The following is a 13,503-nucleotide window of genomic DNA, read 5'->3' as shown; positions in this document are numbered from 1 at the left end:
TTTCAGCCTTTGTTTTTCAGCAAGGAAAGAAGCTGACCGTGAATACCGCCAAAACCTCCGTTGCTCATCACCAAAATATCATCGCCCTTTTGGGCTAAAGAAGCCGCAACGGCAGCGGTTTCTTGCACCGTATGAAGCACATGAAGTTTTTCACCTAAAGGTGCTAGAGCTGCACTAACATCCCACCCCAATTTTGGATCGGCATAACAGACAACAAAATCAGCTTCTTGCAAACTGCCTGCCAGTCTGTCTTTCATGGTACCCATTTTCATAGTGTTGCTTCTGGGTTCCAAAACAGCAATCAGGCGTCCTGTTTTCTCCATTTTGCCGCGCAAGGCTCGAATCGTTTCGTAAATGGCTGTCGGATGATGAGCAAAATCATCAATCACTGATACTCCATTTTCGATACCTTTTAATTCCAAACGGCGTTTTACGCCCGAGAATTCCTCCAAAGCGGTCAATGCTTCCTTGGGATCTATTCCGACATGAGTCGCCGCAGCAACCGCTGCTGATGCATTCAATAAATTGTGGTGCCCAGGCAAAGACAAACGCAGCGCACCAATCAAACGACCTTTATAAAAAAGTTCATTACCTTGAAGGTGCCAACCGCGCTCATCATTGAAATAGACGCAATCACTATAGAGCCCCCGATTCAGGACGCGCTTTAACGCTTCACTCTGACCATTCACTACGACTCTGGCGTTTTGAGCCATCATTCTGACTAAATGATGAAATTGTGTTTCAATGGCGTGCAGATCCGGGAATATATCTGCATGGTCATATTCGAGATTATTGAGAATGGCGGTTTTAGGCCGATAGTGTACAAATTTTGAGCGTTTATCAAAGAAGCAGGTGTCATACTCATCGGCTTCAATCACAAAATAGCGAGAAGAAGTGAGTCTTGCCGAATGAGCAAAATTAGCCGGCACCCCTCCGATTAAAAAACTCGGATTTTTGCCGCAACGCTCCAAAATCCACGCCAAAAGCGAACTAGTCGTTGTTTTCCCATGTGTTCCGGCAACAGCTAAAACATGACGGGAACCCAGAATCGTCTCTCCCAACCATTGAGGTCCCGAAGTGTAGGGCAATTGATCATTTAAGATCTTTTCCAATAAGGGATTGCCTCGGGAGATAGCATTGCCGATTACATACAAATCCGGTCGCAAGGCAACCTGACTTTCATCAAAGCCTTCAATGAGTTCAATACCGGCAGAGGCGAGTTGATCGCACATTGGCGGATAAACATTGGCGTCACACCCGGTCACACGGTGACCCGCCGCTCGCGCCAACTGAGCTATACCTCCCATGAAGGTTCCGCAGATACCTAATATATGAACATGCATAAAAAGCCTAACCTCATTGAAAAACCAGAATATTTTAGCCAAATCACCGCCTGTTCAGTGCATCAATATTCATATTTTTGAGCATTTCGCCTAATTTCTAAGCAAGGCCGACAAGTTATTTTGAAAACAGTCGCTAACTTCTTACAAAATTCAAGATTTTTGCAAGATCGCGCCTTGCCGTCCAAATGGTCGAATACGTCAGGACTACCACATTTCCGTGATGCAAAAATGAATGAAAATCGAAAAATTAAACGAAATTACTAGACATTTAGCGAAAAAAGCATGAAAATGCAGTTTAAATACTAATTTATCCGAAATGACATTCTTTAAAGATACTTTCTTAGAAGATGAATGTTCGGAATTCGCATATTTTTAAGAGGTCTCTGAAATGGATTTACGCAAACTTAAAACGTTGATCGACTTAGTAGCCGAAAGCGGCATTTCCGAATTGGAAGTGACGGAAGAAAACGATAAAGTGCGTATTGTTAATAAGGTGCAAACCGTTGCTGTTGCTGCTGCCCCTGTGGCTGCTCCTGTTGTTGCTGCCCCGTCTCCCGCTGCAGCGCCTGCCGCTCAAGAACCGGCTCCGGCCCCTGAACCCGCAGCTACCGGAACAACCGTGACCTCTCCGATGGTGGGAACTTTCTACCGTGCTCCGAACCCCGGTGCTGAACCTTTCGTGAAGGTGGGTGATCATGTTGAAGCCGGTCAAACACTCGGCATCATTGAAGCCATGAAGCTTTTAAATGAAATCGAAGCAGAAACCTCCGGCACAATCAAAGAAATTTGTGTGGAAAACGCCCAACCGGTCGAATTCGGTCAACCCCTCTTTATCATCGGCTAAGCATTATGTTCGGAAAAATCTTGATCGCTAACCGCGGTGAGATCGCTCTTCGTATTCAGAGAGCTTGCCGTGAAATGAACATCAAGACGGTGGTGGTGCACTCAACGGCTGACGTTGACGCCAAATATGTTCGTTTGGCCGACGAGTCCGTTTGCATTGGACCAGCCCCGTCTGTTGACAGTTATTTGAATATTCCCGCCATTATCAGCGCCGCCGAAGTGACTGACGCTGAAGCCATTCACCCCGGTTACGGCTTTTTATCTGAAAATGCCGACTTTGCCGAGCGCGTGGAACGTTCCGGTTTTGCCTTTATCGGTCCCCGTCCGGATTCCATCCGTATCATGGGTGACAAGGTCTCTGCCAAGAAAGCCATGATTGAAGCCGGTGTTCCGGTTGTTCCGGGCTCTGACGGTGCCTTGCCGGAAGATCCTGACGAAATCATTCAGATTGCCCGCAAGATCGGCTACCCTGTCATTATTAAAGCCAGCGGTGGCGGCGGCGGACGCGGCATGCGCGTGGTTCGCACTGAAGCGGCATTGATTAACGCTGTTTCCATGACGCGCCAGGAAGCTCAAGCGGCTTTCGGCAACCCGACCGTATACATGGAAAAATTCTTGGAAAATCCGCGCCACATCGAAATTCAGGTCTTGGCCGATAACTTCCACAATGCCATTTACTTGGGTGAGCGCGATTGCTCCATGCAACGCCGCAACCAAAAGGTTTTGGAAGAAGCCCCTGCTCCCGGCGTGCCCCGTAAACTGATTGAAAAAGTGGGCGAACGTTGCGTCGAAGCCTGTAAGCGAATCGGTTATCGCGGTGCCGGTACGTTTGAATTCTTGTACGAAAACGAACAGTTCTACTTCATCGAAATGAACACCCGTATTCAGGTTGAACATCCGGTGACAGAACTCATTACCGGTGTTGACCTTGTACGTGAACAAATTCGTGTGGCTTACGGCGAACGTTTGAACTACAAACAACGCGACATCCAAATTCGCGGCCATGCTATCGAGTGCCGTATCAACGCCGAAGACCCCTTCACATTTGTTCCGAGTCCGGGACGAGTGACGGCTTGGCATACACCGGGCGGCCCCGGCATCCGTTTTGACAGCCACGTTTATTCGGGCTATTACGTGCCGCCTTATTACGATTCGATGATCGGCAAATTGATTGCCTATGGTGACGATCGTGACACGGCCATCGCCCGCATGAAGATCGCTCTGTCTGAAATGGTCGTCACGGGTATTAAAACCAATCTGCCCTTGCACCGTGAACTGATGATGGACGAAAAATTCCGTCAAGGCGGCGCAACGATTCACTATCTTGAAGAACGTCTGAAGGATCTTCAAAAGCAACGCACGACCCACGAGGATAGTCTCTAATATGCGTGAGATCACTTTATTGGTTAACGACCGTGCGGCTGAAGTTTTAGGTGACGCTTTAATGGATGCGGGAGCTTTGTCCGTATCCATTGAAGATGCCGATGCGGACACGCCTGACGAGCAACCGCTTTACGGCGAACCGGGACTTGAGCCCACTAAGCTTGCTTGGAAAAATTCCTACCTGAAAGTTCTCGTCAACGATGACTTTGATTTTGGGTTGGATATGGCCATCGCCGTTAAAGGCTTAGGTATTGAAGAGCCCAAGGTCGTCAGTGACAAGGTCGTTGAAGACGCCGATTGGGTTCGAATCACCCAAGCACAGTTCCAGCCGGTTCGCGTTTCCGATCGTCTCTGGATTGTACCGACATGGCATGAACCACCCGCTGGCGACACAGCCATCAATATTCGTTTGGATCCCGGTGTCGCTTTCGGTACCGGCAGCCACCCGACTACTCATCTTTGCTTACAGTGGCTTGACGCCAATGTTAAGTCCGGTGAAAGTGTTCTTGACTACGGATGCGGTACAGGGATTCTGGCAATCGCTGCCAAAAAGCTCGGTGCCGGTGAGGTATTGGGTACCGATATTGATCCCCAGGCTGTAGAAGCCGCCATTGACAATGCGAAATCGAATGATGCTCCCGCTACCTTTGTTTTACCCAAGGATATGCCGGAGGGAACATTTGATATCGTTGTTGCCAATATTCTTTCCAATCCGCTAAAGCTATTGGCTCCGGCTCTCTTAGCGAGAGTTAAACCGCACGGACATTTGGTTTTGTCAGGAGTTTTAGCCCGCCAAGCTCAGGAAGTTATTGACGTTTATAAGGAAAGTGATCCTTCCGTTAAGCTTTCTGTCTGGCAAGAAAGTGAAGGTTGGGTTTGCATTGCCGGTTCGAAGAACTGATTGTTCCTGCAACTAAACGTATTAGACGGTCATTTCCTTACGGAAATGGCCGTTTTCAATTTTCTTTTTAAGTAGACCATATCGCGCAACAAAAGACCTTCGTCAACAATAGGATGGTCATAATTGTCCAGGAAAAAGTTCTTTATTCTGTGTGAATAAATAAAACCATTTTTCTTGTAGAAATTCAGTGTCCTCTGAGTCTGCCCCGTCCCGACATAAATGGTATGACAACTCTTGCGATACTGATTAAACAAATACTGAAGCAAAAAGCTACCTATTCCGTGCTGCTGATAACTTGTATCTACCGCCAAATTTTTCAATTCACAGATTCCGTTTTGTTCTACTGTCACGACAGCAACTGCAATCGCCACATTCTCATCAGACAAGACCCACAAATCACCATGTTCTAAATAACGATCGATCATACTTTCTTGCTCATCACCGAGCAATAATAGATCAAGAAAGCGTTTTTTCTTCTCTGCTACCAAAGCTATCTTCAATCTTTTTCCTTCAATTAGGAGATCAATCGCTGACATTTGAGATTTTTCCTATCTAGAATTTCTTTTCGTATCGTTAACACATCCTACTCGATTTCAGTATGATGATCACTCATTAATTAAAAGCTGAATCGACTCTTTGACGTGTCTTCAAAGAAGTATTTCAAATTTAATAAATTATGACGGTTTACATTACTCGCTGCCCTGCCTGTCAACAGGCCTTTAAAATCACTGAGAACATTCTGCAGGCCAAAAACGGTCAGGTTCGCTGTGGCTTTTGCCAAAACGTATTTAATGCCCGAGAACATCTCTATAAGTCTATTGATTTGGAAGGAAATTTAAACCGTATTGAACGCGAAGCCGAGGTCGAACGTCAAGGCATTGCCAACATGAAATCCTTGGCCGACCAACTCAAGGGCTTTGATTCCGTCGATGACAACCAGGGATTGGTCGGGGTGAGAACCGAACCCAGAAATGGCCCCGAAAGGCTCGACATTATCAATGGACCGAGCATTGAAGTGATCTCGCATCCGGCTCCTAATCAAAATCTGAGCGACGATGAAAGCGAAGATGAAGACTCCGAAATACAAGAAGAGTCGACAAAGCCTCGTTCCTCGAAGACATGGCTTTGGGCCATCATCGCCTTGGTGGCCATCATTGCTATTGCTTTGAAGGTTCTAGCTTCCAACCAAAATGCTGTTTTGGACAAAATTCCTCAGGCTGAACCGCTTTTCGGTTTACTTTGCGACAAAATCACCTGCGAACCTCGTCGAACGGTCACACCTTTAGATGCGCCGATTAAATCGGAGACGACTGAAGCAACACCCTCCAATCCTGCAACTTCTGTTGTTAACCAACCGGTGGCCGTTCTTTCACACAAATTACAGCAAATCGAAGGAAACCGTTACGCCATCTCCGTTGAACTGAAAAACAATACCGACAGCGCGCAAACCTATCCGATTCTCACCGTTGTTTTAAAAGGTGAAAAGGAAGACATCATTACCCGTCGCCGAATTGCTCCTCAGGAATATCTCAGCGATGCAAAGCAATCCATCGCGGCTCAAGCAACCGAAACGGTCACGCTTGCCTTTGATATGACCGATGGGGATCCTGCTACACTTTCGGTTGAAATTGATTCAATTAGTTAGTTTTTTTGCTTCCCGCCTCAGGCGGGAAAATTTTTTATGAGCACTTTTATTTCCGGTTCCGTCGCATACGATACGATCTTGAGATTTGACGGCGTGTTTGCCGATCATCTGCTTGCGGGCAGCCTCAATACAATCAATTTGACCTTTCAAACCCCCAACATGGACAAACACTTTGGGGGATGCGCAGCTAACATTGCCTATAGTCTCAAAATGACCGGAGGTGAACCGCTCATCGTCACAACCGTCGGCAAAGATTCTCAGGATTACCTCAATCATCTGCAATCATTGGCAATCCGCACCGATGGCATCAAAATCATCAAAAACGCCTTTACCCCACAGGCTTTTATCACCACTGACCGATTGGGCAATCAGATGACGGCCTTTCACGAAGGCGCCATGGCCTGGGCTGATCAGGCACTGCCAACAGAAAATGAAAAACTTGATTGGGCCATCGTCACTCCTACTGCCACGCCTGTGATGAAGGCTCACATTAACTATCTCAACGAACATCGCATTCCTACTATTTGGGACATGGGGCAAGCCAGCGCTTATCTAAGCGGTCAAGACATTGGGTGGTTTTTAGAACATGTTGACGTTCTGACACTTTCTTCGTACGAATGGGATGTACTCAAGCAGAAAACCGGTTTAGACATAAAATCCGTCGCGCAAAAACTTACCGCCACCATTATCACTAAGGGTGACAAAGGAGCTCTGCTATACGCTAATGGAGACTCTGATTACTTCCCGGCTTTGACACTAAACGGTCCCACCTATCCTGTTGGTTGCGGAGATGCTTTTAGAGGCGGTCTTCTTAGAGGACTTACGCTACGATGGGATTGGACAGATACCTTGCACCTGGCAACGCTAATGGGGGCTATTAAAGCTCAATCACCCGAGGCCCAAGGCTACTCTGTCACTACAGACGAAATTGCGCGCCGTTTCGAGCGCGCATTCGGTAAGACGGTTAATCTGAAAGACTAGAACCAAGCACTCACGAAGTAACCCTGCGAGAGCGGTGTTACCCAGTAGAGCAAAGCGTTGACAATCAGGAAAACAATAAGGGGCGACCAGTCAAGTCCAGCAATACGTGGCAAACGCGAGGAAATCGGGCCTAAGATCGGATTCATTAAACGCCAAACCATCCCATAGGCGGGAGAGGTCGGTTGAAGCCAGGACAGAATAACGAAAATAATGGTTCCCCACAGCACGAGTTCCAACACCCAACGCAACAATAAAAACACCGCACAGACGGGAACTCCCAACCAACTGATCGGCAAACCGGTGACCTGACGAGTCACGATCGCAACCACTGCCGCCATAATGAAGGCTGACAAAACAGATGCCCATTCCCAACGTCTGCCCGGTTTAACCAAGCGGGAAACGGGAATAACCAACCAGTTAGTACCGAACCAGGCCAAACGAGCGATGGGATCGAAGATGGATAAGCGCTGATAAAAAATAAACGCACGAAGAATCAAGAGGCAACCGACAAAAGTGGTCACCATGTTGAAAAGAAATGCGATAAAACTGGCCATCATTATTGTTTGTTAATGGATTGAATAGTCGAATATTTTAACTGTTTTGCGATTTCCGGTTCAAAAAAAACGCGCTTCCAGTCAAAATAGGGACCAGGGTCGGTTTTTCGATCCGGTGCAATATCGCTGTGCCCCGTAATGTACGCCAAATTTGGTTCAGCCTTAAACAAAGCCTCCAGTAGCTTCTGCAACGCTTCATATTGAACAGATTCAAAAGGAACGAAATCCGATCCTTCCATCTCAATTCCTATGGAAAAATCGTTGCAACAGCTTTTTCCCTGAAAAATAGACCGACCAGCATGCCATGCTCTCTTTTTGATACTGACAAACTGGTTAATCAGTCCTCGCCTGTCAATAAAAAAATGGGAAGAAACTTTTAATCCCCTGAGCGATTCGAATCCTTGGATATCGTTTTGAAGCAAATGACCCAAAAAAAGCGCTCTGACGTAACCCAAACCGAAAACGCCGGCCGGAAGAGAAATGTTATGCATGACGACGAGATTAACCGTGGTATCGGCTTGTCTGTCATCAAAAAAGGGGCTTGGCTCACAAACCGTACCACTGCCCCTAATCCATCCTTCAGAATCAAAGCTGATCATTCTGTTGAGCCTTTTGCTTTCTCTGCGCACTCGTGACTGCAGTACATCGTTCCATTTACCCACACACCGTCCACTTCAACAAAGTGCACGCCGCAAACCGGACACTGAACCATCTTTTTGGATTCGGGCACTTTTCTTTCTGATTCCTCACGCTTAACCTGGGCCACTCGTTTCTTTTGCCAAAAAATAAAGATGAGCAATCCCAAAAGAACCCAAAAAAGAACTTTACCCAACATGGTTTTATCCTACTTCAAGACATCCAAAACAAAACGGTAGGCTAAAAAAGCGATGACCTGCAGGGCTACAGCTATCCAAAAAATAGTTAAAGCCTTACGGCTGCGCCACCCCAGAAGTTTTCTCCCTAATAACAAAATACCGAAAACGAGCCAACTTAAGATCGTCAGCACAGTCTTATGGTCAAAAGCCAAAAGGGCATCCAGATAGTGCACGGTAGACACCATGCCCGTGATGATGGTTAATGTCAGAACGACAAAACAGGCAAAAATGACTCGGAAAAGAATGCGCTCCATTGTCATAAGATTGGGCATGGAAGCGACGATACCTTCCGGTTCCTCCAAGGCTTCATGATTTTTGAGTCTGGAATTCAAAATACTCATTAGAACGGCCTGGACAACACTCATCAGCATAAAGCTATAAGCCAAAAGGCCGAAAGCAATATGAAGCTTAAAGCCCATGGTCGAACCAACAATCGGCTGAGCGTCTGAAGGAAATAAGAGCGGACTCCAAATCCCCAAACCAGCAATTAAAAGGACAATCCCATAAAGGGCATGGACGCGAGAATAAAGCGCTCCGAAAAACAATATCAACGTGCTGAAAAAGCAAATAGCCGATATTGAATTACCGAAAGTCACCCAAATCGTCTGCGGTGCACAAAAAATAGAAGACTGTAAAACCCAAAAATGGGCAACAATGGCTGCTGCAATGACCGGCAAAGACCAAGTCGGCGCCTGATCTCCACGTTTTTTAAATGTGCTGACAATTTTTCCGCCCACAATCAGATAAAAAATTGACGCAACACCGTACAATATGATGTTTAAATCCATTTGACGAGCTCACCTATCCGACACTGTCGCTGATATGTTTTTAACAGTGTCTCATTGTAAGGGATAGGGCTGTCAATGTTGTGGTTATCTTTCTAATTTTTTGAAACGAAATGCTCAATACATTAAGCCAACGCCTTTCGCGCGTCATTAAAACCATGCGCGGTCAGGCTCGTCTGACCGAAGAAAATACCCGCGATATGCTGCGTGAAGTTCGCATTGCACTGCTGGAAGCTGACGTTGCCTTGCCTGTAGTTCGCGAACTGATCGCGCGTATCAAAGCTAAAGCCATGAATGAGGAAGTCATTGGCAACCTCAATCCCGGACAGGCGCTCGTCGGTGTTGTGCAACGTGAACTAACCGATATCATCGGTGGCAGTCTCTCTGAAAAAGAAAAAGAGATTAATCTTGCTACTCAACCGCCTGCGGTTATTCTGCTCGCTGGCCTTCAGGGTGCAGGTAAAACGACTTCTGCCGGTAAACTTGCTCGTTTTTTAGTTAACGACAAAAAGAAAAAAGTCCTCACGGTCTCAACCGACGTGTACCGTCCAGCCGCTGCGGATCAATTGAAGGTGATTACGGAGCAAGCCGGCGCAGATAATTTTGCAATGGATGCGAACCAAAAACCGCTGACCATTGCCAAAGACGCCTTGGCGCATGCCAAACGCTACTTCTACGATGTTCTCATTGTGGATACGGCCGGGCGCTTATCCATCGATGAAGCAATGATGAATGAAGTGGCTGAGTTACATGATGAACTCAAGCCCTCAGAAACAATGTTCGTGGCTGACGCCATGTTGGGTCAGACAGCTGTTCAAGCCGCGCAGGCCTTTAACGAAAGACTTTCGCTGACAGGCGTTATCCTCACGAAGCTTGATGGTGACAGCCGCGGTGGTGCCGCTTTGTCGGTGGCCTACACAACCGGTAAACCGATTAAATTTGTCGGTGTCTCTGAAAAAATCGATGGTCTGGAACCCTTTAATGCCGAAGGAATGGCAAGCCGCATCCTCGGCATGGGCGATATCGTCGCTTTGGTAAAAGACGTCCAAAAAGCCATTGACGTCGAACAAACTCAAAAACTTGCCCAAAAGATGAAGGCGGGCAATAAGTTTGACCTCAATGACTTTAAGGCTCAATTAGCTCAAATGAAAAACATGGGGAGCTTTTCGGGTTTAATGGAAAAACTGCCTACACAATTTGCAGAGGCCGCTTCCAAAATTAACGATGACGATGCCCAGAAGGCCATTGCCAGAACCGAAGGCATTATCAACTCGATGACACCTTTCGAGCGCATGCACCCTGATATCATCAAGGCAAGCCGTAAACGCCGCATTGCCGCCGGCGCAGGAGTGCCCGTTCAGGAAGTCAACAAAATGCTCAAGCAGTTTGAACAGACGCAAACCATGATGAAAAGCATGCAAAAGGGCGGACTAGCAAAGATGATGCGCGCCTTGGGCGGTTTGAATAAATTTGGTGGCGGCCTAGGCGGTCTGGGCGGTTTCGGCAACTTTGGCAGGCACTAAACAGTGAGCGACTTTGTTCGAATCATGGGCGTTGACCCCGGACTTAATCACACGGGGTTTGGGGTCATTGATGTTTACGGCAACGAGTTGAAGTTCGTTACCGCCGGTGTCATTAATGTCCCCAAAGGAGAATTGGCTGAACGACTTCGTTTTATTTTTACGGAAGTCGGCAAAATCGCTCGTGAAACAACACCAAGTTTTGCAGCTTGCGAGAAAGTGTTTGTCAACATGAACCCATACACAACGCTTCTTTTAGGCCAAGCCAGAGGCGCGGCGTTGACGGCACTGGCAAACGAAGAACTCTTGGTGAACGAATTTACGCCAACGGAAATCAAACAGGCGACTGTGGGCACAGGTCGAGCCAATAAAGCCCAGGTTCAAGCCATGATGTCCCGCATGCTGGGACTGCCGGAAAAAATTCAAGCCGACGCGGCCGATGCTTTGGCATGCGCCGTTTGTGCGGCTCAGTCTTTTCGTATGATGGGAGCCATGCAGGCTCCTAAAACCAGTGCCGGCCACGCCAGACGTCACTCTGGGGCTAAAAATCGGGCTGCTTGGGAAGTGCATTTAGGCTTAGCGAGGAAACCATAAATGATCGGACGCATTAAAGGACAATTGGCAGAGAGCAATCCTCCCCACATTCTTGTTGATGTGCACGGGGTAGGCTACGAGATTGATGTTCCAATGTCCACGTTCTATAACCTGCCGTCTATCGGCTCCGAAGTGACGCTATTGACACACATGGTCGTGCGCGAAGACGCGCAGCTGCTTTACGGTTTTCTCACCGCTGAGGAGCGAGAAACATTTAGGCAATTGCTAAAGGTATCAGGTATCGGCGCCAGAACGGCTCTGTCAATTCTCTCCGGCCTATCCGTGCCAGATTTGGTTAACGCTGTAGCCATGCAACAAGCTTCACTTCTTACCCGTGTTCCCGGGATCGGCAAAAAAACGGCAGAGCGTTTAATTTTAGAACTTAAAGACAAGTTGACCGGAACTCTTTCAACGGTCTCTACCGTTGCTCAAAATTCTGCGACTTCCGATATCATCAACGCATTAATTGGTTTGGGCTACAGTGAACGGGAAGCCACGATGGCAGTCAAGAAGCTACCGGAAGATATTTCTGTTTCCGATGGTATCCGTATGGCCCTACAAAATATGTGAGTATGATCCGTCATGCAAACGATTGAACGAATTGTTGCCGGTGAAGTCGCTTCGCCAAATGAAGAAAGCGTGGACCGCGCTCTGCGACCCACGAAGCTGAAAGACTACGTTGGTCAACCCAAAGCTTGCGAACAACTCTCCGTTTTTATCAAAGCGGCAAAGTCCAGACATGAAGCTTTGGACCATTTACTGGTTTTCGGACCTCCCGGTCTAGGCAAAACAACTCTGGCGCATATTGTGGCCAACGAAATGGGGGTAAATCTTCGCCAAACCTCCGGTCCAGTGTTGGAACGTCCTGGTGATCTTGCCGCCATTTTGACTAATTTGCAGGAAAACGATGTACTGTTTATCGATGAAATTCATCGCCTATCCCCTGTTGTGGAAGAAATCCTGTATCCAGCACTTGAGGACTTTCAGATTGACATCATGATCGGTGAGGGCCCTGCAGCCCGCTCGATTAAATTAGATCTGAAACCATTTACTTTGATCGGTGCGACTACTCGCGCCGGTATGCTTACTAACCCATTGAGAGCACGGTTTGGAATCGTTGCCCAATTGCAGTTTTACAGCAACGAAGACTTAGCCAAAATCGTTAAGCGCAGCGCCAAACTTTTAAACGTTCAAATCGATGAAGAAGGCGCTTTTGAGGTCGCCCGGAGAAGTCGCGGAACGCCGCGTATTGCCAATCGTTTGTTGCGACGGGTACGCGACTATGCTCAGGTTAAATACGATGGAGTGGTGACCCGAGAAGTAGCAGATAAAGCGTTGCAAATGCTCGATGTTGATCCTTTGGGATTCGATTTGATCGACCGTAAATTCCTCCTGGCCATCATTGAAAAATTTAACGGTGGCCCGGTCGGCATCGACAATTTGGCCGCCGCAGTGGGCGAAGATCGCGAAACCTTGGAAGATGTGGTTGAACCCTATCTCATTCAACAGGGGCATCTGCAAAGAACACCGAGAGGACGCGTGGCGACCCTTCTTGCGTACCAGCATTTTGGGTATGAAGCCCCTGGCGCAGCCGGACAAACTTCGTCACTTTTTTAACAAAAACAACGTGTTATAATGCCAACCCCTATTTCGCAAGAGTTTATTTGGAGTGCCCGCGTATATTTTGAAGATACTGATGCGGGCGGTGTGGTTTATCACGCAAGTTACCTCAAATTTTTTGAAAGAGCACGCACCGAGTTTCTGCGCAGTTTAGGCTGGAGCCAAAACGCTCTTTTAGAAATGAAAACTTGCGCTTTTGTTGTCTCGGATTTATCAATCCAATTCAAGCGTCCGGCCAAGCTCGACGATGAGTTAGAGATCCGAACAACACTAAAGAGCTTGCGAAGGGCGAGTTTTGTTTTCGATCAGCGTGCATACAAGGGGGAGACTCTGATGACTGCCGCTGAAGTTCGTGTTGTTTGTATTGATCCGCTTAAAGGCGTACCAACAGCAATCCCCTCGCCTATTTTTGAAACGATTGAAAAACTGTTGCTTGTTAACCCCAACGCAACCGAATAA

The 13,503-nt window shown here is 47.4% G+C and carries 16 protein-coding genes; 10 read left to right on the top strand and 6 right to left on the bottom strand.

Going from position 1 to position 13,503, the window contains the following annotated elements; all coding sequences use genetic code 11:
• Window positions 1-2 precede the first annotated feature (2 nt).
• Window positions 3-1,343 carry a UDP-N-acetylmuramate:L-alanyl-gamma-D-glutamyl-meso-diaminopimelate ligase gene (gene mpl, locus M3080_RS07085; protein ID WP_249092487.1) on the bottom strand — a complete coding sequence of 447 codons (1,341 nt, stop codon included), beginning with the start codon at window positions 1,341-1,343 and terminating at the stop codon, window positions 3-5.
• Window positions 1,344-1,731: 388 nt separating this feature from the next.
• Here mpl and accB point away from each other — a divergent pair, with 388 nt between their 5' ends.
• Genes accB through prmA form a run of 3 tightly spaced genes read left to right on the top strand, consistent with a single transcriptional unit; the run spans window position 1,732 to window position 4,470 of the window.
• Entirely contained in the window at window positions 1,732-2,187 is a 456-nt protein-coding gene (accB, locus tag M3080_RS07080) for an acetyl-CoA carboxylase biotin carboxyl carrier protein (protein WP_249092486.1), read from the top strand.
• A gap of 5 nt (window positions 2,188-2,192) precedes the next feature.
• The gene (accC, locus tag M3080_RS07075; RefSeq protein WP_022472970.1) at window positions 2,193-3,569 is read left to right on the top strand and encodes an acetyl-CoA carboxylase biotin carboxylase subunit; all 1,377 of its coding nucleotides are present in this window, start codon (window positions 2,193-2,195) and stop codon (window positions 3,567-3,569) included.
• A gap of 1 nt (window position 3,570) precedes the next feature.
• Window positions 3,571-4,470: a 50S ribosomal protein L11 methyltransferase gene (gene prmA / locus M3080_RS07070; RefSeq protein ID WP_249092485.1), complete on the top strand. Its 900-nt coding sequence runs from the start codon at window positions 3,571-3,573 to the stop codon at window positions 4,468-4,470.
• Window positions 4,471-4,499: 29 nt separating this feature from the next.
• Here the strand turns inward: prmA and M3080_RS07065 are convergent, their stop codons facing one another.
• Complete coding sequence (locus M3080_RS07065; RefSeq protein ID WP_249092484.1) at window positions 4,500-5,006, bottom strand: GNAT family N-acetyltransferase; 507 nt, start codon at window positions 5,004-5,006, stop codon at window positions 4,500-4,502.
• Window positions 5,007-5,146: 140 nt separating this feature from the next.
• Between M3080_RS07065 and M3080_RS07060 the strand changes: the two genes are divergently transcribed.
• Both M3080_RS07060 and M3080_RS07055 read left to right on the top strand, forming a co-directional pair.
• Window positions 5,147-6,115, top strand: coding sequence for a DUF3426 domain-containing protein (locus tag M3080_RS07060; protein WP_249092483.1), 969 nt, complete (start codon window positions 5,147-5,149; stop codon window positions 6,113-6,115).
• A 36-nt stretch (window positions 6,116-6,151) separates the two neighbouring features.
• Entirely contained in the window at window positions 6,152-7,096 is a 945-nt protein-coding gene (locus M3080_RS07055) for a carbohydrate kinase family protein (protein ID WP_249092482.1), read from the top strand.
• Here the strand turns inward: M3080_RS07055 and M3080_RS07050 are convergent.
• From M3080_RS07050 to M3080_RS07035, 4 genes are read right to left on the bottom strand one after another with little or no spacing between them, the layout of a single operon-like run.
• Window positions 7,093-7,653: a YggT family protein gene (locus M3080_RS07050; protein WP_022472965.1), complete on the bottom strand. Its 561-nt coding sequence runs from the start codon at window positions 7,651-7,653 to the stop codon at window positions 7,093-7,095. The two genes, M3080_RS07055 and M3080_RS07050, sit on opposite strands and share 4 nt — an antisense overlap.
• On the bottom strand, window positions 7,653-8,249 hold the full coding sequence (gene ampD, locus M3080_RS07045; RefSeq protein WP_022472964.1) for a 1,6-anhydro-N-acetylmuramyl-L-alanine amidase AmpD: 597 nt from the start codon (window positions 8,247-8,249) through the stop codon (window positions 7,653-7,655). The genes M3080_RS07050 and ampD overlap by 1 nt, the downstream gene beginning before the upstream one ends.
• Window positions 8,246-8,485, bottom strand: coding sequence for a PP0621 family protein (locus M3080_RS07040; protein WP_022472963.1), 240 nt, complete (start codon window positions 8,483-8,485; stop codon window positions 8,246-8,248). Before M3080_RS07040 ends, ampD begins: the two co-directional genes overlap by 4 nt.
• Before the next feature lie 9 nt (window positions 8,486-8,494).
• Entirely contained in the window at window positions 8,495-9,313 is an 819-nt protein-coding gene (locus tag M3080_RS07035) for a cytochrome C assembly family protein (protein ID WP_022472962.1), read from the bottom strand.
• Window positions 9,314-9,423: 110 nt separating this feature from the next.
• Here M3080_RS07035 and ffh point away from each other — a divergent pair, with 110 nt between their 5' ends.
• Genes ffh through ybgC form a run of 5 tightly spaced genes read left to right on the top strand, consistent with a single transcriptional unit; the run spans window position 9,424 to window position 13,503 of the window.
• Window positions 9,424-10,833 (top strand): signal recognition particle protein, encoded by a 1,410-nt coding sequence (gene ffh, locus M3080_RS07030; RefSeq protein ID WP_249092481.1) that lies wholly within the window; start codon window positions 9,424-9,426, stop codon window positions 10,831-10,833.
• A 3-nt stretch (window positions 10,834-10,836) separates the two neighbouring features.
• A complete protein-coding gene (ruvC, locus tag M3080_RS07025) occupies window positions 10,837-11,424 on the top strand; it encodes a crossover junction endodeoxyribonuclease RuvC (protein WP_022472960.1) in 588 nt (195 codons plus the stop codon).
• On the top strand, window positions 11,425-11,994 hold the full coding sequence (gene ruvA, locus M3080_RS07020) for a Holliday junction branch migration protein RuvA (protein ID WP_249092480.1): 570 nt from the start codon (window positions 11,425-11,427) through the stop codon (window positions 11,992-11,994). It abuts the gene before it with no gap.
• A 12-nt stretch (window positions 11,995-12,006) separates the two neighbouring features.
• Window positions 12,007-13,041 (top strand): Holliday junction branch migration DNA helicase RuvB, encoded by a 1,035-nt coding sequence (gene ruvB, locus M3080_RS07015; protein WP_022472958.1) that lies wholly within the window; start codon window positions 12,007-12,009, stop codon window positions 13,039-13,041.
• 18 nt (window positions 13,042-13,059) lie between these two features.
• A complete protein-coding gene (gene ybgC, locus M3080_RS07010) occupies window positions 13,060-13,503 on the top strand; it encodes a tol-pal system-associated acyl-CoA thioesterase (protein WP_249092479.1) in 444 nt (147 codons plus the stop codon).

This window comes from Parasutterella secunda (assembly GCF_023336895.1).
GTDB classification, from domain to species: domain Bacteria; phylum Pseudomonadota; class Gammaproteobacteria; order Burkholderiales; family Burkholderiaceae_F; genus Aphodousia; species Aphodousia faecalis.
Note: the sequence above shows the minus strand (reverse complement) of the source record. Positions and strands in the feature narration are given on the sequence as shown.

Bases quoted from the DNA above. Each gene is read 5' to 3' on its own strand.
- ybgC (WP_249092479.1), top strand. From the start codon at position 13,060: ATGCCAACCCCTATTTCGCAAGAGTTTATTTGGAGTGCCCGCGTATAT.
- prmA (WP_249092485.1), top strand. From the start codon at position 3,571: ATGCGTGAGATCACTTTATTGGTTAACGACCGTGCGGCTGAAGTTTTA.
- ruvB (WP_022472958.1), top strand. From the start codon at position 12,007: ATGCAAACGATTGAACGAATTGTTGCCGGTGAAGTCGCTTCGCCAAAT.
- M3080_RS07050 (WP_022472965.1), bottom strand. From the start codon at position 7,653: ATGATGGCCAGTTTTATCGCATTTCTTTTCAACATGGTGACCACTTTT.
- accB (WP_249092486.1), top strand. From the start codon at position 1,732: ATGGATTTACGCAAACTTAAAACGTTGATCGACTTAGTAGCCGAAAGC.
- M3080_RS07055 (WP_249092482.1), top strand. From the start codon at position 6,152: ATGAGCACTTTTATTTCCGGTTCCGTCGCATACGATACGATCTTGAGA.
- accC (WP_022472970.1), top strand. From the start codon at position 2,193: ATGTTCGGAAAAATCTTGATCGCTAACCGCGGTGAGATCGCTCTTCGT.
- ffh (WP_249092481.1), top strand. From the start codon at position 9,424: ATGCTCAATACATTAAGCCAACGCCTTTCGCGCGTCATTAAAACCATG.
- M3080_RS07040 (WP_022472963.1), bottom strand. From the start codon at position 8,485: ATGTTGGGTAAAGTTCTTTTTTGGGTTCTTTTGGGATTGCTCATCTTT.
- ampD (WP_022472964.1), bottom strand. From the start codon at position 8,249: ATGATCAGCTTTGATTCTGAAGGATGGATTAGGGGCAGTGGTACGGTT.
- M3080_RS07060 (WP_249092483.1), top strand. From the start codon at position 5,147: ATGACGGTTTACATTACTCGCTGCCCTGCCTGTCAACAGGCCTTTAAA.
- M3080_RS07065 (WP_249092484.1), bottom strand. From the start codon at position 5,006: ATGTCAGCGATTGATCTCCTAATTGAAGGAAAAAGATTGAAGATAGCT.
- M3080_RS07035 (WP_022472962.1), bottom strand. From the start codon at position 9,313: ATGGATTTAAACATCATATTGTACGGTGTTGCGTCAATTTTTTATCTG.
- ruvA (WP_249092480.1), top strand. From the start codon at position 11,425: ATGATCGGACGCATTAAAGGACAATTGGCAGAGAGCAATCCTCCCCAC.
- mpl (WP_249092487.1), bottom strand. From the start codon at position 1,343: ATGCATGTTCATATATTAGGTATCTGCGGAACCTTCATGGGAGGTATA.